Source organism: Microbacterium sp. JZ37, assembly GCF_035188445.1.
GTDB classification, from domain to species: domain Bacteria; phylum Actinomycetota; class Actinomycetes; order Actinomycetales; family Microbacteriaceae; genus Microbacterium; species Microbacterium barkeri.
Genome location: NZ_CP045253.1, coordinates 2,655,147 through 2,674,420 on the forward strand (window position 1 = coordinate 2,655,147; position 19,274 = coordinate 2,674,420).

Genomic DNA, 19,274 nt, shown 5'->3' on the forward strand with positions numbered 1-19,274 from the left:
GTGCCGCAAGGGATCCCGGGCAGGCGTTCAGGTTCGTCGCGCACCCCTCCGGATGCCCCGTCTCCGGGCTGCCGGGGCGGTCGCACCCTCCCCTGCATGTCTCACTTTCGGCGGCCATCCGGTCGCCATTCCGGTGACGCGTGAGACATGGATGGGGGTGGTGGTCGACGCGGTGCCGGCATGTCTCGCTTTCCGCGGCCATCCGGTCGTCATTCCGGCGACGAGTGAGACATGGATGGGGGTGGTGGCACGGCCGCTGCGGGCATGTCTCACTTTCGGCGGCCATCCGGTCACCATTCCAGCGACGAGTGAGACACGGACGGATGGATGTCTCACCCGCAGCGGCTATGGGCCTTCGATTCCCACGCCAGGTGAGACACGGCCAAGGTGGTGGGCCCGTGCTCCATTGCCGCAGGCCGATCCGCCTCGAGGATGCTCATCCGCTTGCCGCGAAACGCGGCGACGGCCCCGGCGCGGCGGACGGCCCCGAAGCGCGGCCGCCCCGGACGACGCCCGAAGCCCCACCGCCCCGCCCGCCGAACGAGCCTCGGGCCGCTCAGTACCAGCCGACGGACTGGGAGTGACCCCACGCACCGCACGGGGTGCCGTAGGTGCCCGCGATGTAGCTCAGGCCCCACGCGATCTGGGTGGCCGGGTTCGTCGCCCAGTCCGCGCCGAACGACGCCATCTTGTCGCCCGGGAGCGCCTGCGGGATGCCGTAGGCGCCGCTCGACGGGTTCTGGGCGGTCGACGACCATCCCGACTCCTTGTCCCAGAGGGACACGAGGCACGCGAACTCGCCGTCGCCCCAGCCGTACTGGTCGGCCGCCATCTGCCGTGCGATCTCCTGCGCGCTGCCCGACGGCACCGCCGGCGCCTGGGGCGCGGGCTGAGGCGCGGGAGCAGCCTGCTCCTGCTGAGCCTGCTCCTCCGCCGCCTGCTGCTCCGCCGCGGCCTGCTCCTCCGCGGCGCGCTGCTCCGCCGCGGCCTGCTCTGCGGCCGCCTTCTCGGCGGCAGCCTTCTCCGCGGCGGCCTTCTCGGCCGCGGCCTTCTCCTCGGCGGCCTTGCGCTCGGCGTCGGCCTTCTCGGCGGCGGCGGTCTCGGCGACGACCTCGTCGGTCTCCGCCTCGGCGTCCTCGGCCGCGGCGAGCACCGTCACGACGGGGAGCTTGTCGGAGGCGTCGAGCGTCGCGACGTACTTCTCGAGCTGCGCCGTGTCGATCGAGGGGTGCGCCTCGTCGATCGCCTGCTGCGCGGCGTCGAGGGCCTCGGTCGCCGTCCGCGCCGCGGTGTCGACGGTCGCAGCGGCCGTGACCTCCTGCGCCGTGCGCGGCACGGGCGTCAGCTCGACGGCGGCCGCGGCGACGCTCCCGCCCGCGGCGGAGAGGCACAGCGCGAGAGCCGACCCGATCGCCCAGCGGCGACGGCGGCGGCGCTCCTTCTCCTGACGGAGGAGCACGAGGTGGTTCGGGCGGGGGAAGGGGGTGAGAAGCTGCTCGGCCATGCGGTGTCCTGATCTCGTGTTCGTGGCTCAGTACCAGTCGGTGGCCTGGGAGTGCCCCCAGGCGCTGCAGGGGGTGCCGTACGCGGCGGCGATGTACTCGAGGCCCCAGGCGATCTGCGTCGACGGGTTGGTCTGCCAGTCGGCGCCGGCCGTCGCCATCTTGTCGCCGGGGAGCGACTGCGGGATGCCGTAGGCACCGCTCGAGGGGTTGGTCGCGGTGTACGACCATCCCGACTCCTTGTTCCAGAGCGAGACGAGGCACGAGAACTCGCCGTCGCCCCAGCCGTACTGCTCGGCGGCCATGGTGCGGGCCGTGGCCTGCGCGCCCTCGACCGTGTTGGCGGCTGCCGCGGCCTCGGCGGCGGCGGCCTCCGCCGCCTCGGCGGCCGCCTTCTCCTCGGCGGCCTTCTTCGCGGCCTCCGCGTCGGCGGCCTCGGCGGCAGCGGTCTCGTCGACGACGCGCTCGGTCTCGGCAGCGGCGTCCGCGATGGCGGCTTCGACGGTGACGACGGGGAGCTTGTCGTACGCGCGGAGCGTGTCGACCTGCTCGACGAGCGCGGTCGTGTCGACCGACGGATGGGCGTCGGCGATCGCCGCCTCGGCCTCCTCGATCGCCGACGTCGCGGCCTCGACCGTCTCGGGCTGCACGAGGGCGACCGTCACCTCGGCGGCCGTGCGGGCGCCCGTCTGGAGCTCGGCGGCCGCTGCCGCGACGCTTCCGCTCGCGGCGGTCACGCAGAGGGCGAGCGTCGCGCCGATCGCCCAGCGGCGGCGCGTGCGTCGCTCCTTCTCCTTGCGGAGCAGCGAGAGGTGGTTCGGTCGGGGGAACGGGGCGAGCAGGGGCTCACCCGCTTCGAGATCGCGGGGCATTCAACGTCCTGTGTCGTGGGGGCTGGCGGTGCGCCGGGGCGGGCGCCGGTCTCGCCGGTGAGGGTGCCGGTGTCGGGTGCACCGGTGCGGCCGCCGTTCGGGCGTCGGCCACAGGACGAAGACCCTGACCCGCGAGTCTGGGCGGTCTCTGGGTATGCCCTCCGAGGCGCATGGATGGCCCCGCGCACGTCGATCACGGAATGTAACGGATCGATAACGAGAGATCCGCATGCTGACGCGGATCGCGGAGGGGCGCGTCACACCGCCCGAAGCGGAACCTCCGAAATGCCTGGCAATCCCCCGAAGCGGGCGCGATCAGCGCGTGAGCGCCACTCCCTCGGCGCCGAGGACGGCGCGGATGTCGTCGATCTCGGCGGCGTCGAGCGCGCCGAGCGGGGCGGATGTCGCGGGCGTCGCGATCACGCCGCGCAGCCACAGCGCGGCCTTGAATGCCCCGAGCGCTGCGGCCGTGTAGCCGAGCCGCGCACGGTCGCCGACCTCGGTGATGCGGAAGAGCCGGATGAGCCGCTCCTGCTCGCGCCGTGCGGTCGCGATGTCGCCCGCGGCGACGGCCCGCTCGATGGCGACGTAGCCGGCGGGATCGACGTTGCCGAGGCCGGGGACGATGCCGGCCGCGCCGAGCTCGAGGGCCAGGTCGGCGAACAGCTCGGAGCCGGTGAAGACGGCGACGTCGGTTCCGGCGACGGCGTCGAGCGCTCGCCGGAAGCCCGCGATGTCGCCGCTGGAGTCCTTGAAGCCCGCGATCACGCCATCCCGAGCGAGCTCGCCGAGGACGGATGCCGGAAGCGGCACATGCGTCGCCGACGGGATGTCGTATGCCACCACGGGGATCGACACGGCCTCCGCCAGCAGCCGGTAGTGGCGGGAGATCTCATCGGCGTGCGGCGCGATGTAGAACGGGGGCGTTGCGACCACGGCGTCGACGCCCGCCGCCTCCGCCCGCTGCGCGTGCCGCACGACCCGCGCCGTGCCGGTGTCGATGACGCCCGCGAGCACGGGGACGCGCCCGGCCGCCGCCTCGACCGCGACCTCCGCCGCCCGCACGCGCGTCTCGTCGTCGAGCAGGGCGATCTCCCCCGTCGACCCGCCGACGAAGACGCCGCCCGCGCCCGCCGCGATCTGGTCCTCGACGACCCGGACGAGGCTCGCCTCGTCGAGAGCACGCTCAGCCGTGAGGGGCGTGACGACAGGAGGGATGACTCCGCGCAGCATGTGCCGCACCCTACCGAACGTACGGGGCGAGCGGGTGAACCGCCCTGGACGCAGACGAGGGCCCCGCCGTCCGGCGGGGCCCTCGTGCGCTCACGGCTGCGTCAGCGGTCGTTGCCGATCGCGCCGTCGATGTTGTCGCGGACCTCGTCGATCTTGCCGTCGACCGAGTCCGGGAGGATCTTCTTCGCGAAGTCGGCGACGCCGCCGAGCACGTTGTCGCTCACCTGCTCGGCCTGGTCGCTGTGAAGCGCCTCGTCGACCTTGTCCTTGTTCTGCTCGTAGAGATCCTTGCCCTTGTTCACGAGGTCATCCAGACCCATGTCACCCTCCTCGGCGTTGGACGCCCGCAGGTCCGGGCGCTTCGCGATCAGTCTGGCATCCGGGGAGCGCAACCGGCTAGACATCCGGGTGAATTCGTGCATGGGGTGCCCGGGGCGCGACCGGACCGGCCACGACGCCCGGCGCGTCAGGAGGCCGCGACGCGCGGCGCGTCAGGAGGCCGCGATGCGCTGCGCGTCAGGAGGCGGTGTCGCCCGGGAAGAGCGCGGCCTTGCCCGTCTTGAGGAGGATCACGATGTCGCCCATGACGCTCCAGTTCTCCACGTAGGAGAGGTCGAGACGAACGCTGTCGTCCCAGGAGAGCGTGGAGCGCCCGGAGACCTGCCACAGGCCCGTGATCCCGGGCTTGACGAGGAAGCGGCGGTGCACGTGGTCGGCGTACTGGTCGACCTCGCGCTGGATGGGCGGGCGAGGGCCGACGAGCGACATGGATCCGCCGAGCACGTTGAACAGCTGCGGCAGCTCGTCGAGGCTGAACTTGCGCATGACCCGGCCGACCTTCGTGACGCGCGGGTCGTCCTTCATCTTGAACTGCACCTCGTTGCCGAGGTCCTGCTGCTCGATGAGGTCGTCGAGGAGGTGCTCCGCACCCACGACCATCGAGCGGAACTTGAGCATCTGGAACTCGCGCCCGTGGCGCCCGATGCGGGTCTGCTTGTAGATGACGGGGCCGGGCGAGGAGACCTTCACGATGGCCGCGAGCACGAGGAGCACGGGGCTCAGCAGCGTGACGATGAAGAGCGAGCCGAAGAGGTCCATCATGCGCTTGACGAAGCGCTGGCCCGGCGAGAAGCGCGGGGTCTCCACGTGCATGAGCGGGAGGCCCGACACGGGGCGCATGTGGATGCGCGGACCCGCGATGTCGGTGATGCTCGGCGCGAGCACGAGGTGCTGGCGACCGGCCTCGAGCGCCCAGGAGACCTGCTTGACGCGCTGCGGCCCGAGCTCGTCGGTGCTCGTGATGACGACGGTGTCGGCACCCGTCACCTCGATCGCGCGCTCGACCGAGTTGACGCTGCCCATGACGGGGATGTCGGTGTCGGTGAGCTGACCCGCGATGCGCCCGGTCGGGATGCACGCGCCCACGATCCGGTAGCCGGCGCCCTTCGCGCGCTTGAGCTCGCGCGCCGTGTGCGCGACCGAGCGCTCGGAGCCGACGAGGAGGACGCGGGCCGAGTACTCCCCCTTCGCCCGCTGCCGCGCGAGCCAGCGTCGCCAGATCCAGCGCTCGATGAAGAGCGCGGCGACCCCGGATGGGAGGGCGATGAGCAGGTACCCGCGCGCGATCTCGACCTTGAGAAGGAAGGCCGCGATGGCGATCACGCCGAAGAGCATGAAGCTCGCGTCGAAGATGCGCTTGTACTCGGCCGTCCCGACGCCGATCACACGATCGGAGCGCGTGTCGTTGAGGGCGAGCACCATCATCCAGAGCAGCACGACGACGACCGAGAGCATCGTGTACGACGTGAGCCCCGGCAATGCCGGGATCGGCATCTCGATGAGCTTGTGCATGCCGAGCCAGCTGAACTGCGTGCCGAACACGACGAGCGTGAGGACGATGAAGTCGGTCAGGCGCAGGTAGCGCGCATAGCGCTTGCGCCAGTTGAACTTCGGCGGCGCCGACGCGGCGACGACCGGGATCTTGCCGCTCGCGGTGCGCACGAGGGCGGGGAACGCTGCGCTCGTCGTGAGAGCAGAGGCGGTCGTCGCGGCGGCGGACTCGGCGTCCGCGGCACGCTGCCCGCTTCGTGTGATCTCCGTGGTCACGCGTGTTCCCCCGTGTCCTGATCGAAAGATGGACTGAGGCAGTGTACCGCGCAGGTTATTCCCAGACACGCCGAGGCGCGCGCGAAACGGCTCGAACGGGCGCTTCTGCCCATCAGCCGCATGCGGTCAGCGCACCCGTCGTCGCCTGCACCATCGGGGTCGAGCGCAGCGCGAGCGGGCCGAACTCGCCCTCGCCCGAGAACGTCGCGGTCACCGTCGCGAGCTCACTCGGATTGAGATAGGTCGTGAACCACGCGACCGGGCGGCCGAGGTCGACGACATCGTCGCGCGTCAGCGCGACCTCCTCGCCCTCCACCGCGACCGACTCGACGGTGGTGCCGGGAGGGCCGTACACGTAGACCTGCGTGCGGAACGTCGTCGGACCCCAGTCGGGGTTGCCGCTCTTGACGTAAGCGGGAAGCGCATCCGCCGTCGCCTGGTCGATGTCGAGGTGCAGCGTCGTCCGGACCTCGAAGGTCGACGCGTCGGCCTGGCACGTCTGGGTGACGTCGATGTTCGACTTCATGTAGTAGTCGATCTTCGACGCCGACTCGTCGCGGAAGAACACGCCGAGGGTCGTCTGGTCGTCGTTGTCCTTCGGCAGGATGCCCGCGACCTTCTCGTCGGCGATCTGCTTCTGGACATCCTCGTTCTGGCTGTGGAAGAGGATGTTGCCGCCCTCGATCCCGTGGCGGATGGCCCACAGCATCGACTGGATGTCGAAGTCGCCGGCCGACACCTTGGTGAAGACCTGCTCGGCGACGCTCGCGAAGAACTCGTCGGCGGCGGCCGGATCGGTGACGCTGTCGAAGCGGCTGTAGACGTCGCTCAGCAGCAGCTGCGCGGCGTTCTGGCTCGTCATGACGTCGCCGGTCGTCAGCTGGATGGGCCCGGTCGCCTCGAGGATGTAGCCGAGCGCGATCGGGTCGATCGACGCGACCCCGTCGATGCGGTCGTCGGAGATGTCGCGCTGCCAGAACTTCGTGACGATCTCGGCCATCGTCGGGAAGTCCGGGCGGCTCGGCGACGTGTTGACGTGGTGGATGAGGTACTCGTTGTAGAGGTCGAGCGCGCTCTGGTCGACGTCGACGTCGACCGGCACGAACTCGGTGAAGTCGGCGCTCGAGGCCTGGTTCACGATCTGCAGGTTGCCCGCATCGGCGCTCATGAGGGTCTGCGACGCCGCGGACCCGCCGAGGCCGACCGACTCCGCGTTGTTCTGGAACACGAGCAGGTAGTTGCGCGAGCCGTTCGCGCCGAGCAGCTCGGGGCCGTACTCGAACGCGGGCGCGGCGACCGACATCACGGAGTCGACGAGGTTCACACCGGTCTGGACAGGAGCGATGAGCGTGCCGGCGTCCTTGACGTCGGCGATGCCCTCCGCGATGCGCACGACGTCGTCGGTCGAGTCCTGGAGCAGCGGCAGCACGCGCGCGATGATCGACTCGCCGGAGTCGGATGACATCGCCTCGAGGGCGGGCTGGCCGATCCGGTTGCTGACGACGTCGAGCGCCTCGGCCGCGAGGCGCACGCCGCGGAGGTTGTCGCCGGCCCACGGGATGAACTCGGCGAGGCGCCAGACCGGGTCGACCGAGACGCTCGCGGCGTTGGCGGCATGCTCGCCGAGGATGGGCACCGACACCTCGAGGGTTCCGCCGTCCTGGACGTGGTTCACCACGCGCTGGGCGGCCTCGAGCTCGCTCTTGACGATGAGCACGCGCGCGCCCAGCCACAGGCCCGCGACCACGAGGACGGCGATGCCGATGAGCACGCCGATGCGGATGCGGCGACGGCGCGAGCCGTCGCCCCTCTCCTTCGCGCCCTTCCCGGGCGGCGGGGCGGATGGCGGCGCCGCGTTCTCGCCGCGGGGCGCGTCGAGAAGCTGCGTCGGCGCGTCGAAGCGCTGCGTCGGCGTGGCGTCGGCGGCCCCGCCGACCGCGCCCATGCGGGTCGTCGGCGTCTCCCCCGCGTCGCGCGGGGTGTGCAGCACCTGCGTCGCGGGCGCCGCGTCGGCGCCGCCCGGCGCCTGCGCCGGCGCATCCTGCCGCTCGAGGTCGAACACGTCGATGCGGCCGGTCGCGGCCGCATCGATCCCGGTGGCGTAGAACCCGGGCTCCTGCGGTGCCTCAGCCTGGCGTGCGAGCCGTCGGGCGCGTCGACTCAGGGGCTTGTCGCGCGCGTCGTCCTGCGAGTGGGGCATTCTCCAACCCTACGAAACCTTCTGCAAGATTCCCTCGTTGTCGCGTGCGCGACATGGCCGGGGCGCGCGGCCCCGGCCATCCGCTCGTCTCAGTCCTCGGGGCGCGCGGGCGTCTCCGTGGGGTCGGGCGTCGCGGTCGGCGACGCCGTCGGCGTCGGCGTCGGCTCGTCGGCGGGCGAGAAGTCGCCGGCCAGGAAGACGGCGCTCCCCGTCAGCGGCACGGTCACGGTGCCGTTCTCGGGCTCGAGGGTCGTCACGGCGCCCGACATGTCGGTCATCGTGATGGGGCCCGACGCCTCGTACTCGGCGCTGGCCTGGCCATTGAGCGTCCAGGCGACGCGGACGCCGTCCGACTCCTCGCCGAACAGGTACGAGTGGTTGCCCGACCCGATGTCGTCGCGCGCGGTGGCCTCGCGCCCGCCCAGCTGGTCGATGAAGAGCGCCTGGGCGAAGGCGGCGGGCTTCGGGGCCGCGGTCGCGACGCTCGCGGCCTCCTGGTAGAACATGCCGAAGTTGCCCTCGTGGTTGTTGCCGTCGGTGCTGTCGTCGATGAGGTCGTACCAGTAGTACTTCTCGACGCCGTTCGCGAGGCTCACGGCCTCGGCCGCGACGAGGTTCTGCGCCTGCGCGTCGAGCGAGCGCGCCTGGCCGAGCTCGTTGCCCGTCGTCCATCCGAACTCGGTGAGCCAGATCGGCAGCTCGCCGCCCGCGCCCGCCTGCATGTTCTCGCGCGCGTCGGCGAATGCGCCGGTCAGGTTCTCGGGCTGCTGGTAGTACGACGGGTTGTAGGGGTGGAAGCTCATCGCGTCGGCGTGCGCGAGCGTGTCGGTCTCGGCCCACAGGCGCCGGAACCACTCGGCGTCGTAGTTGGCCGTCGATCCCGCGATGACGGGGATCGAGTCGTCGACCTTCGCCTGCACCGACTGGACGAGCGGGAAGTAGCAGGTCGGCGCGGTGCCGCAGCCGCCCGTGTTGAAGCGCTCGTGGTTGAACTCGTTGAACACCTCGAGGCCGACCACGTCGAACCGCTGCGCGATCGCCGCGGCGTAGTTGCCGTACGCCTCGACCGCGCCGGGCGACGACGGCGGGTTGCCGCCGTCGTAGAGCGGGTTGCCGTAGTTGACGATGCCGAGCAGGCCGATGCCGTGCGCGTGCATCTTGTCGAACTCGGACGTGTAGTGGCCGCTGAACTCGTAGACGCCGGGCGTGCGCTCGTTCTGCTCCCACAGCACGTCGTTGCGCGCAGAGCCGAAGCCGACCGACTGCAGCACGTCTGCCGCGTCGACGTACCACGACTGGTCGACGTGGGTGATCGCGCCGATGCGCTCGTCGGGCGCGATGCGGGCGCCCTCGAAGTCGACGACGGCGACGGGGGTGGCGACGCTCTGCCCCGAGGCGTCGGTGACCGAGACGCGGTAGTAGCCCTGCGTGACGCCCTCGAGCGGGATGGCCGAGACGCCGTCGCGCAGCGGGGCGGTCCCCTCGGCCGCGACCGAGCCGTCGGCGCGGGTCACCTGCCAGCGCGCGTCGCCGGCGCCCATCTTCACGCCGAGCGCCGCGCTCTTCTCGCGGAGGATCAGGGCGTTGTTGAGGATGCCCCAGTCGGAGGTGACCTCCTCGAACGACGGGTTCGGCACGACGTTCTCGCCGCCCTGGGGCGTCAGCGAGAGGTCGTCGATGCCGAGACCCGACACGGGCCCCTCGATCTGGATCGCGATGGTCGTCTCGCCGGCGCCCTCGGGCGCGGTGTACTCGCCCTCGACCTCGGTCCACGACGCGTCGATCTCGCCGAGCTCGATGCGCGTCTCGCCGATGAGGATGGCCGCGGAGACGGGCTCCGGCAGGGTCGCCATCTGGCGCACCTGAGCCGAGAAGTCGTAGGTGGTTCCCGCCTGGACCGCGACCGTCGCGCTGAGGGCGGCGACCGGCGCGTCGACGACGGGGGCGTCGATGTACGCGGAGGTCTCGCCGCTCGCGGCATCGCCCGCCTGCGGCCACACGTCGGCGATCTGCGCGGAGCCCGCGCCCTGCCATCCGTTGAGCGCGCCCTCGACGGGAACCGAGACCGGCAGCTCGACGGGCTCCGGCGTGGGGGTCGGCGTCGGGGTGGGGGTCGGCGTCTTCGTCGCCGTCGGCGTCGCGGTCGGCGTCTCCGACGCGACCGGCGCGGGCTGCTGCGTGAGGTTGAGCGCGAGCGCCGTGCCTCCGCCCAGCACGGCGACCGCGCCGACGGCGCTCGCCGCGATGATGGCGATCTTCTTCTTGTCTCTCTGGCGAGCGAACATCGGCTGGTCCTTCCCCCGAGGGCTGGTCGACTGCGTCAATCCTGTCACCCGCGCGGCTCCTCCCCCTGCGCATTGCCCGGGGATGCCGCCTCCCGGCGTCGGCCATCCGCCTCCGTAGGATTGACGCATGCCGCACGACACCCCGCTCATCGACGTCGTCGTGCCCGTGTACGGCGGCTGGGATCATGTCGAGCCCTGTCTGCGCGCGCTCGAGGAGCAGACGGTCGCGGCGAACGTCATCGTCGTCGACGACCGCTCGCCCGACGACACCGCCGACCGGATCGCCCGCGCGTTCCCGGGCGTGACGCTCCTGCGCAACGGCCGCAACCGCGGATTCGCGCACACCTGCAACCGCGGCATGGCGCACGGCGAGGCGCCGTACGTGCTCCTCGTGAACAGCGACGTCATCGCCGAGCCGACGCTCGTCGAGCATGTCCTGGCGGCCTTCGAGGCGGCGCCGCCGACGGTCGGCAGCGTGGCTCCCCTGCTCCTGCGCCCGGATGGCCGCGTCGACTCCCTGGGGATCACGGCCGACGCGACGGCGGCGGGCTTCGTCCGCTATCACGGCGCGACAGTCGACCGCGCGTCGGCGACGCGGCCCGCGCTGCTCGGACCCTACGGCGCCGCCGCGGCGTACCGTCGCCGCGCGCTCGGCGAGGTCGGCCTGCTCGACGAGGGCATCTTCATGTACGGCGAGGAGCTCGACCTGGCGTTCCGACTTCGGGCGGCGGGATGGGACGCGATCGGCCTCGAGACGCCGGGCGGCATGCACATCGGCGGCGCGTCGGCCGGCGAGGGCTCGCCCAAGCAGCGGTACCTCGCGGGCTTCGGGCGCGGGTACCTCCTGCGCGCGTGGGGCATCCTCCGGACGCGTCGGGCGGCGCGCGCGCTCGCGACCGAGGCGATCGTGTGCCTGCGCCGGATCGTGCTGTACCGCGACGTGAAGTCGCTCACCGGGCGGATCGCCGGATGGCGCGCGGCGGCGCGCGAGGTGCGCCCGCAGTTCCCGCTCGCGGCGGCGGATGCCTCGATCGACATGCCCCGGTCGCTCCGGATGCGCTCGGCGTCGTTCTGGGAGAAGCTGTGACGGGCTCTGCCGTCCCGGACGTTGAGCGAGGAGCGCCAGCGACCTCCCCGGACGTTGAGCGAGGAGCGCCAGCGACCTCCCCGGACGTTGAGCGAGGAGCGCCAGCGACGAGACGAAACGCCGCAACCCGACCTCGCAACCGGGACGCCTGATGGCCCTCGCACGACGGCTCCTGAGCTTCTCGACGATCCCGGCGGCGTCGGCGCTCATCCCGTTCCTCGTCCTGCCGGTCCTCGCGTACAACGCGGGAGCGGGCCCGTGGGTCGCGGTCGCCGTCGGCCAGTCGGTCGGCGGGTTCTTCGCGCTCGCCGTGAGCCTCGGCCTCAATGTCGTCGGGCCCACGCTCGTGAGCCTCGCGCCCGAGGCCGAGCGCCCCGAGCTCTTCGCGACCGGGACGCGCGCGCGCCTCGCGGTCGCCCTCCCCGGGGCGCTCGTCGCGGCGGTCATCGCGGCGGTGCTCGCTCCCGGTGCCGACGCCCCGATCGCGGCGACCATGGCCGTCGCGATCACGCTCGGCGGGCTGTCGTCGGCGTGGTTCCTCATCGGACTCGGGCGCCCGCTGCCGCTCATCCTCTTCGAACTGCTCCCCCGGGCCGCCGCGACCGCACTGGGCGGCGCGATCATCCTCGTCGGCGGCCCCGTGCTCTGGTACCCGGCGCTCCTGCTGCTCGCGATCGCGGGAGGCATCGCCGCATATGCCGCGAGCGTGATGAAGCCCGCCGCCCTCGTGCGCGGCGACTGGCGGGGATCGCTCGCCTTCGCCCGTCGACACCTCGCGGCGGCGGCGACGGAGACGGTGAGCGGCGCGTACACGACGCTCGCCGTGTCGCTCGTCACGGCCGGGACGACGACCGCGCAGGCCGCCGCCTACGTCTCGGGCGACAAGCTGTTCCGGATGGGCCAGACGGTCGTGGGCGCGCAGGGCAACGCCCTGCAGGGCTGGGTCGTCGAGGAGGATCGCGCGCACTTCGGCGCCCGCGCTCGCAAGGCCCTGCTCCTGCACGCCGTGCTCGGCGTGCTCGGGTTCGCGGCCTTCGCGCTCATCGGGCCGTGGCTGACCGGCATCCTCTTCCGCGGGAAGGAGATGGACGCGGCCACCGCCATCCTCTTCGGCGCAGCGATCCTCTGCATCTCGCTCACGACATCCCTCGGGCGGCATGTGCTCGTGCCGCTCGGGCGCACCCGCGCGATCTTCGTGAGCGTCGTGGCCGGTGCGGTCGTCGGCGTGCCGCTGACGCTCGCGCTGTCGGCGCTGTGGGGGTCGGTCGGCGGCGCGACGGGCCTCGCCTCCGCCGAGGTCGTCGTGCTCCTCGTCCAGGTGGGGTACGTGCTCGCGGCGCGGAAGGCGAGGGTGTGATGCGGGTTCTCGTCGTCGTCCTGAACTGGAACGGCATCGACGACACCGAGGAGTGCCTCGACGGCCTCGCGGTGCAGACGCATCCGGCCGATGTGCTCGTCGTCGACAACGGCTCCTCCCCCGACGACGTGCGGCGTCTTCGCGCGCGTGCCGAAAGCGGGGCCATCCGCCTCCGCCTGGAGCCCGAGAACTTGGGGTTCGCGGGCGGCGTGAACGTCGGCATCCGGCTCGCGCAGCACGACGACTACGACGCGGTCGCGCTGCTGAACAACGACGCGCTCCCCGAGCCCGGCTGGCTCGCCACGCTCGTCGCGGCGCTCGAGGCCGACGCGGAGGCGGCGATCGCGACCGGTCTGCTCCTCCGGCGCTCCGACGACCCCGCGATCGCGGGCACGATCGACACGGCCGGCGACGGCCTGAGCGTCTGGGGGATGCCGTTCCCCCGCGGGCGATCGGATGGCCGCGCGCACGCCCCCGAGAAGGGGCGCGTGTTCTCGGCGAGCGGCGGTGCGTCGCTCTATCGCACGGCGCTGTTCGATGAGATCGGCCTGTTCGACGAGACGTTCTTCGCGTACTTCGAGGACATCGACATCGGGTTCCGCGCACGGCTCGCGGGCCACGAGATCGTGTACGAGCCGGCGGCTGTCGCCCATCATCGGATCGGCGCGACGAGCGGACGCATCCCCGGCTTCACCGTGCGGCAGACGTTCAAGAACCTCCCCGTCCTCCTCGTGAAGGACGTGCCCGCAGGCCTCCGTCACGTGATCTGGCCGAGATTCGCCCTGCTCTTCGCGATGATGCTCGGCAAGACCTTCGCGACCGGCTCGGGAGCGCATGCCCTGCGCGGAATCGGCGGGGCCATCCGCCTGCTGCCGCACGCGCTGCGGGAGCGTCGCCGGATCCAGGGCGCCCGCTCCGCGACCGCGGCGGACATCGATGCGCTCCTGCTGCACGACCTCCCTCCGGAGCAGCATGGGATGCGGAAGCTGCTGCGCGTCTTCCGGCGCTGAGGCCGGGGCGGGGGCGGTGGGTCCGGGGCGCGTGTGGTTCGGACCGGGCCGGGGTGCTCAGCGGCGTCACCGGATTCGGAGTCGTGGGGCAGATGTGCGCGTGTCGCACGACACCAGGCCACACCAGCCCCACCGATCCGAATCCGGTGACGGATGGGCCGGCGTCGGCGGCGGCGCCAGCGTCACCGGAATCGGACTCGTGGGACAGATGTGCGCGTGCCACACGACACCAGGCCACACCAGCCCCACCGATCCGAATCCGGTGACGGATGGGCCGCGCCCGCCGCCCGGGCACGCCCCGGCCCCGGCCCCGGCCCCGGCCCCGGCTACCCCGCCAGCTCGTCCTGCAGCGTCTGGGGCGCGCGACCGAGCGCTTCCGCCAGCGCCGGATGCACCGCCGCGAACTCCCCGGCGTGCGCCGCAGCGAACATCTCGACGAGCATGCCCGCGAGGAAGGCGTGGACGCCCGCGTCGAGGAGACCCGAACGGAACTCCTCCGGCGAGACGACCGTGTGGCGGATGGTCTTCCCCGTCGCGCGCGACGCGACGTCGGCCACGGCCGCCATGTCGAGGGCTTCGCCGCCCGTGAGCGGCGGTGTCGCGCCGGTGCCGAGGCCGGTCGTGAGCGCGACGGCCGCGGCGTCGGCGAGGTCGGCGTGCGTGGTCCAGGAGACGGGGCCGTCGACGGGAGTCCGCAGCTCCCCCGTCGCCATCGCCCCGGTCAGCAGGATCGGCACGGTCGACGCGTAGAACCCGTTGCGCAGCGAGGTGTACGACAGGCCCGACGCGTCCAGGGCGGCCTCGGTCGCGTGGTGATCCCGCATCGGCGAGAAGAGCGAGTCGGCGCGCGACGCCATGTGGCTCGTGTAGACCAGGTGCTCGACGCCCGCACCGCGCGCGGCGTCGATCGCGCGGCGGTGGAGCTCGACCGTATCCGGGCCGTTTCCGCGCGCTGAGACGAGAAGCACGCGCCGCGCTCCCTCGAAGGCGTCGATGAGCGACGCGCGGTCGGCGTAGTCCGCGCGGCGCACGCGGACTCCGCGCTCGGCAAGTCCCGCGGCCGCGGCCGGATTGCGGACGGCGACGCCCACCTCCTGCGCCCCCACGCGGTCGATGAGACGCTCGACGACCGCGCTGCCGAGCTTGCCCGTGGCGGCTGTGACGATGATCATCCGTGCTGTGCTCCTCGTGTTCGCGCGCCGACGCACGGTCGACGCGGTGGGTGGCCCGAGATCCGGGCGTCTCCACCCTCGCGCCGCGCCCGTCGCGGTGGAAGGATCGGGTCGGTCACGGGTATTGCCCCTGGAGTCATACCGGCACGCGATCGCGGTCGGGATGGTCGAGGATGGTCGCAGAAGAGGAGGCGCGATGCTCGAGTCCCGATCGCTCCGCTACTTCGTCGCGGTGGCGGAGGAGCTGAACTTCACGCGTGCCGCCGAGCGCCTGCGCATGTCGACGCCGCCGCTGTCGCGCGCCATCCGAGCCCTCGAGCGCGAGCTCGGCGTCACCCTGTTCGAGCGGAGCACGCACGCCGTGTCGCTCACGCCGGCGGGCATCGTCCTGCTCGAGCACGCTCGCACGGCCCTCGACGCGCTGCACGCCGCAGGCCGCCGAACACAGCGTGCGGCGGCCGCGCCGCACGGGGTCGTGCTCGCGATGAAGGCTGACAACGACGGCGGATTCCTCGACGCTCTGCTCCGGCGCCTCGCCGAAGACGAGCCGGACCTCGAGGTCTCGGTGCGCCTGTGTGCGTGGGGCGAGGAGCCCGTCCTCCTGCGGCGCGGGGAAGCGGATGTCGCACTCATCCGCGGCGCGTTCGACCGCACGGGTCTGGATGCCGACCGCCTGAGCGAGGAGGAGACCGTCGCCGCCGTGCGCGTCGACCATCCGCTCGCGGGAGCGTCCCTCGCCGGATCGGGCACGACCCTCGCCGCACTCGCGCTCCCGATCTCGGGTCCTGACGACGAGGTCGGCTTCCACGCGTACCAGCGCGCCCTCGTTCGCGACCACGACATCCGCGACCTGCCCCAGCTGCTCGCGCTCGTCGAGCTCGAGGGCATCGTCGCGCTGCTTCCCGCGCATGTGGCGGAGCGGTACCCGCGCCAGGGTGTCGCGTATCTGACGGTGGCTGACGCTCCGACGACGGAGCTGTCGATCGTGTGGCCGCAGGACTCGCGGTCGCGCGCCGTCGCGGCGCTCGTGCGGGCAGCGGAGCAGGTCGCGGAAGCCGCGGCTCCGGCCCGGGCTTCGGCCCGCTGAGGCCGTCGGCGGCCGCGGCAGTGAGGCAGCGACGGGGCCGGCACGTCGGGCCGGCTAGGCAGCGACGGGGGCCGGCACGTCGGGCCGAGTGACACAGCCGACCTGCAGGCCGAATGACGTCACCGGATTCGGAGTCGTGGGACGGATGTGCGCGTGTCGCACGACACCCGGCCACACCAGCCCCACCGATCCGAATCGGGATACGGCAGCGACGTCACGGGAATCGGAGTCGTGGGGCGAACGTGCGCGTGTTGCACGACACCAGGCCACACCGGCCCCACCGATCCGAATCGGGATACGGATGGGTGGTGTGGGAAGTCAGGTGACGGACGCGGGATACGGATGGCCGGTGCGGCATGGCCGGGCCCGGTGACGGACGGCCCGTGACGGACGCGGGACGGACCCCAGCCCCAGCAGCGCCCCCTACACCCCCGCGGCGCCGTCGCGGCCGAACTCGCCTCGGATGAACGCCGCCTCGACCTCGCGGTCGAACACCTCGCGCTCGCGGCGGATGGTTGCACGGTACGGCTCCTGCGCGGCGAGTGCGGCGGCCGGGTCGGCGAGCACGCGCTCGATGGCGGTGTGCGCCGCCGCGACGACGTCGGGGGCGACGTCGACCTTGTGCTCCCACGGCAGCGGCACGTCGACGTCGTTGGCCCCCGCGCCGCGGCGCGCGACGAGCACGATCGCGCCCATCGCGGCGGCTTCGCGGGGCATCCGGTCCTTGCCGGGGTGAGTGCCGAGGTCGAGGTAGATGAGGGATGTCCGCAGCGCGTCGGCGACCTCGTCGCGCGTCATCCCGCGCAGCGGCAGGAGCTCGATGCCCGGCCAGCGCCGTGAGAACTCGCGCATGAGCGCGGCCGACTTCGCGGGGTTGTAGGTGATGCGCGGCGCGCGCCCCTCGACGGCGACCGTCTCGGGGAAGTCCAGGGGCGTGTAGTCGGAGAGGATGGTCCCCACCCGGCCGAGGTGCGCGAAGACGTGGTTCCACGCGTAGTGCGACTGCACGAGGTGGCCCGCGCGGGCGAGCACGGCGTCCTCCCCCGTCGTGACACCGCGCAGGGCGCGCTTGAGATGGCGGGCCCAGATGAGCGGCGGGCGCGACATCGGCGTGCGCTCGAGCGGGAGCGTCGACTTCTGAGCGCGCTCGATGACGAAGCGCGGCGCGTAGTCGATCGAGAGCCACCACACGAACGGCTGCGCGTGCGCGAGGCCCCGCAGCAGGAGCGCCTGCGTCTCGGGAACGACGATGGCGTTTCCCGGCGCATCGACGACCGCGGGCGCCTCGGGGGCGTCGTAGTGCGCGTAGCGCTCCGCGCGAGGCGCCTCCTCGGTGCCCGGCACCGGGACGAGGAACGCGTCCTGCCCCTGGCGACGGAGCGAGTCGACGAGCTGGTGCAGCGCCTCGGGCCCGCCTGTGGCGAGCCCGCGCGGGTAGTACACGTAGGTGGTCATGCGGCCTGACTGACGGAGGCGGATGGGATGCGACCATCCTGCCGCGTCCCCAGCCGCGTCGAGAACGCGACCGCCGTGATCGCGGCGAAGAACGGCACGAGGTGGTTGTCGCCGAGGAACGTCGTCGTGTCGAGCATGCCGTGCGCGAGCACCCACGAGACGCCGACGAACACGACGAGCAGCTCGACGGACGCGCGCGAGACGAGCTTGTCGTGGCGCGCGGCGCCGATGCGGCGGAGCACGGCGATGATCGGGAGCAGCGACAGCGCGATCGTCAGGAGCAGCGCGATGATGCCGGCGTCGGCCCACGCCTGCGCGAAGAGGTTGTGCGGCGGGAAGAGCTGCAGGCCGCGGCCGGGGAAGGCCATCCGCCACTCCTCCGCGATCGTGAGCCGCCAGTTGCCGAAGCCGAGCCCCGTGAACCAGTTCTCGGGGAACCTCTGGAAGACGACGCCCCACAGCCGCCGCCGCTCGTCGAGCGTGCGCACGACCTCGTCGAGCAGGCGCGGCCGCATGGCGGTGACGACGGCGACGGCGCCCGCGGCGAGCCCCGCGCCGGCGACCGCGACGACGACCGTGAGGATGGGTTTGCGCACGGCGACGAGGGCGAGCACGCCGAGCACCGGCAGGATGACGATGGCGACGAGGGGGGTCTTCGATCCGGTTCCGAGGGAGGCGTCGAGCGAGATGGCCGCGACCGCGAGGAACAGCCAGAAGCGAGCGCGGCCCGGGCGCTGCAGGGCCGCCCACACGTACAGGCACGCGACCACCGCGAGGAAGAGCGACGCGGTGTTCGCGTTCAGGAAGAGGCCGCCGGCCTTGAAGATGTCGTTGACGTTCTCGGTGCTGCCGTGCGCGATCATCTCGACGCCCGGCTCGGTGAACACGCGCGCGATCGGCGACGTGAGATACGCCTTCTCGAGATCGGGCGCGAGGCGGAAGAGAGTGACGAGCCACGCCTCGATGAGGATGAGCGGCGACACGATCGCGAGGGCCGCGATGAGCCCCTGCGGAGACGAGCGGATGGTCTCGCGCGCGAGGAGCGCGGTGGCGATCAGCGCGAGGGTGAGCAGGACGCCATAGGCGGCCGAGCCGACCTTGTCGGCCCAGAGCACCGAGATCGCCTGCCACACGGCGAGCGCGCCGAGCAGCCCGATCCAGACGTGGGCGTTGCCGCGCCAGAAGCGCCAGATCGCGCCCGGGAGGAGGGCCGCCGTCGCGATGAGCCCGAGGGACGTGAAGCCGAACGGGCCGAAGAACTGCAGCGTGCCGAGCGCGAAGGCGCCCGCGAGCAGCGTCCGCGCCGGCAGCCGGAACGACAGCAGCACGATGACGCCGGCCCCGAGCAGGGCGGCCGCGAGGATGAGGACGATCTCGAGCGGCGTGCGGGAGCCGAGGAACGACGGCTCGGCCAGGACGATCACGATCTGCTCCACACGTCGACGGCACGGTATGGAGGTCTTGCGTCCCCCGCCATCCAGGTTAGCGCTCTCACTTCCGAGCCCTGGGAGGCGGTGCCCGGGCGATAGTCCCCAGTTGTGAGTCCGCGCTCGCGATCAGACGGCAGCGCTCGTGTTCAGGTCTACAAGCGGCGGCTCATCGACACCGGCTGCGTGAAGGCAGACGGCCACGGATACGTCGCGTTCTCCCTTCCTCACCTCGACGAGTACATTCGCTCCATGAGCGCTGACCCGGCCGAGGATTCGAGGGAGCGCGACGAGTGGGGAGCATTCCCGCCGCCACGCAGCGTGTGACGACGAGCGGCACTTCCGACGTGGAGCGCCGCCCTCTACGGTCGGACGCGAAGGCCCGACCGAGGAGGATTCGATGCAGCCGGCGATCGTCCTGACTGCGACGCACGGGCACGACTCCCCGGAGTGTGCGCGGGACAGCGTGCCGCGTGCACCC

The 19,274-nt window shown here is 72.2% G+C and carries 14 protein-coding genes; 4 read left to right on the forward strand and 10 right to left on the reverse strand.

The window, feature by feature from the left end:
- Positions 1-556: 556 nt before the first annotated feature.
- The 7 genes from GC092_RS12385 to GC092_RS12415 all read right to left on the reverse strand — a co-directional run bounded on the left by GC092_RS12385 (position 557) and on the right by GC092_RS12415 (position 10,198).
- A complete protein-coding gene (locus tag GC092_RS12385) occupies positions 557-1,504 on the reverse strand; it encodes an aggregation-promoting factor C-terminal-like domain-containing protein (RefSeq protein ID WP_324012246.1) in 948 nt (315 codons plus the stop codon).
- A gap of 27 nt (positions 1,505-1,531) precedes the next feature.
- Positions 1,532-2,374 (reverse strand): aggregation-promoting factor C-terminal-like domain-containing protein, encoded by an 843-nt coding sequence (locus GC092_RS12390; RefSeq protein WP_324012247.1) that lies wholly within the window; start codon positions 2,372-2,374, stop codon positions 1,532-1,534.
- Between the two features lie 315 nt (positions 2,375-2,689).
- Positions 2,690-3,607 carry a dihydrodipicolinate synthase family protein gene (locus GC092_RS12395; RefSeq protein WP_324012249.1) on the reverse strand — a complete coding sequence of 306 codons (918 nt, stop codon included), beginning with the start codon at positions 3,605-3,607 and terminating at the stop codon, positions 2,690-2,692.
- Positions 3,608-3,708: 101 nt separating this feature from the next.
- Positions 3,709-3,927, reverse strand: a complete 219-nt coding sequence (locus tag GC092_RS12400) for a hypothetical protein (RefSeq protein WP_271172391.1) — start codon at positions 3,925-3,927, stop codon at positions 3,709-3,711.
- A gap of 196 nt (positions 3,928-4,123) precedes the next feature.
- Positions 4,124-5,713, reverse strand: coding sequence for a sugar transferase (locus GC092_RS12405; RefSeq protein ID WP_309299959.1), 1,590 nt, complete (start codon positions 5,711-5,713; stop codon positions 4,124-4,126).
- A gap of 112 nt (positions 5,714-5,825) precedes the next feature.
- A complete protein-coding gene (locus tag GC092_RS12410) occupies positions 5,826-7,913 on the reverse strand; it encodes a DUF4012 domain-containing protein (RefSeq protein WP_324012251.1) in 2,088 nt (695 codons plus the stop codon).
- A gap of 89 nt (positions 7,914-8,002) precedes the next feature.
- Positions 8,003-10,198, reverse strand: coding sequence for a carbohydrate binding domain-containing protein (locus GC092_RS12415; RefSeq protein ID WP_324012252.1), 2,196 nt, complete (start codon positions 10,196-10,198; stop codon positions 8,003-8,005).
- A 127-nt stretch (positions 10,199-10,325) separates the two neighbouring features.
- On the opposite strand from GC092_RS12415, the gene GC092_RS12420 reads away from it, so the two are divergent.
- The 3 genes from GC092_RS12420 (at position 10,326) to GC092_RS12430 (ending at position 13,652) form a co-directional block, all read left to right on the forward strand.
- The gene (locus tag GC092_RS12420; protein WP_324012254.1) at positions 10,326-11,285 is read left to right on the forward strand and encodes a glycosyltransferase family 2 protein; all 960 of its coding nucleotides are present in this window, start codon (positions 10,326-10,328) and stop codon (positions 11,283-11,285) included.
- A 151-nt stretch (positions 11,286-11,436) separates the two neighbouring features.
- Complete coding sequence (locus tag GC092_RS12425) at positions 11,437-12,642, forward strand: polysaccharide biosynthesis protein (RefSeq protein WP_324012256.1); 1,206 nt, start codon at positions 11,437-11,439, stop codon at positions 12,640-12,642.
- Positions 12,642-13,652, forward strand: coding sequence for a glycosyltransferase family 2 protein (locus tag GC092_RS12430; protein ID WP_324014910.1), 1,011 nt, complete (start codon positions 12,642-12,644; stop codon positions 13,650-13,652). Before GC092_RS12425 ends, GC092_RS12430 begins: the two co-directional genes overlap by 1 nt.
- 326 nt (positions 13,653-13,978) lie before the next feature.
- Here GC092_RS12430 and GC092_RS12435 read toward each other — a convergent pair whose 3' ends face one another.
- Positions 13,979-14,824 (reverse strand): NmrA family NAD(P)-binding protein, encoded by an 846-nt coding sequence (locus GC092_RS12435; protein WP_324012259.1) that lies wholly within the window; start codon positions 14,822-14,824, stop codon positions 13,979-13,981.
- 196 nt (positions 14,825-15,020) lie between these two features.
- Here GC092_RS12435 and GC092_RS12440 point away from each other — a divergent pair, with 196 nt between their 5' ends.
- Entirely contained in the window at positions 15,021-15,911 is an 891-nt protein-coding gene (locus tag GC092_RS12440; protein ID WP_324012260.1) for a LysR family transcriptional regulator, read from the forward strand.
- 423 nt (positions 15,912-16,334) lie between these two features.
- Here the strand turns inward: GC092_RS12440 and GC092_RS12445 are convergent, their stop codons facing one another.
- Both GC092_RS12445 and GC092_RS12450 read right to left on the reverse strand, forming a co-directional pair.
- Positions 16,335-17,366, reverse strand: coding sequence for a hypothetical protein (locus GC092_RS12445; protein WP_324012261.1), 1,032 nt, complete (start codon positions 17,364-17,366; stop codon positions 16,335-16,337).
- Positions 17,363-18,802 carry an O-antigen ligase family protein gene (locus tag GC092_RS12450; RefSeq protein ID WP_324012263.1) on the reverse strand — a complete coding sequence of 480 codons (1,440 nt, stop codon included), beginning with the start codon at positions 18,800-18,802 and terminating at the stop codon, positions 17,363-17,365. The genes GC092_RS12445 and GC092_RS12450 overlap by 4 nt, the downstream gene beginning before the upstream one ends.
- Between the last annotated feature and the right edge of the window lie 472 nt (positions 18,803-19,274).

Bases quoted from the DNA above. Each gene is read 5' to 3' on its own strand.
- GC092_RS12385 (WP_324012246.1), bottom strand. From the start codon at position 1,504: ATGGCCGAGCAGCTTCTCACCCCCTTCCCCCGCCCGAACCACCTCGTG.
- GC092_RS12390 (WP_324012247.1), bottom strand. From the start codon at position 2,374: ATGCCCCGCGATCTCGAAGCGGGTGAGCCCCTGCTCGCCCCGTTCCCC.
- GC092_RS12395 (WP_324012249.1), bottom strand. From the start codon at position 3,607: ATGCTGCGCGGAGTCATCCCTCCTGTCGTCACGCCCCTCACGGCTGAG.
- GC092_RS12400 (WP_271172391.1), bottom strand. From the start codon at position 3,927: ATGGGTCTGGATGACCTCGTGAACAAGGGCAAGGATCTCTACGAGCAG.
- GC092_RS12410 (WP_324012251.1), bottom strand. From the start codon at position 7,913: ATGCCCCACTCGCAGGACGACGCGCGCGACAAGCCCCTGAGTCGACGC.
- GC092_RS12415 (WP_324012252.1), bottom strand. From the start codon at position 10,198: ATGTTCGCTCGCCAGAGAGACAAGAAGAAGATCGCCATCATCGCGGCG.
- GC092_RS12420 (WP_324012254.1), top strand. From the start codon at position 10,326: ATGCCGCACGACACCCCGCTCATCGACGTCGTCGTGCCCGTGTACGGC.
- GC092_RS12425 (WP_324012256.1), top strand. From the start codon at position 11,437: ATGGCCCTCGCACGACGGCTCCTGAGCTTCTCGACGATCCCGGCGGCG.
- GC092_RS12430 (WP_324014910.1), top strand. From the start codon at position 12,642: ATGCGGGTTCTCGTCGTCGTCCTGAACTGGAACGGCATCGACGACACC.
- GC092_RS12435 (WP_324012259.1), bottom strand. From the start codon at position 14,824: ATGATCATCGTCACAGCCGCCACGGGCAAGCTCGGCAGCGCGGTCGTC.
- GC092_RS12440 (WP_324012260.1), top strand. From the start codon at position 15,021: ATGCTCGAGTCCCGATCGCTCCGCTACTTCGTCGCGGTGGCGGAGGAG.
- GC092_RS12445 (WP_324012261.1), bottom strand. From the start codon at position 17,366: ATGACCACCTACGTGTACTACCCGCGCGGGCTCGCCACAGGCGGGCCC.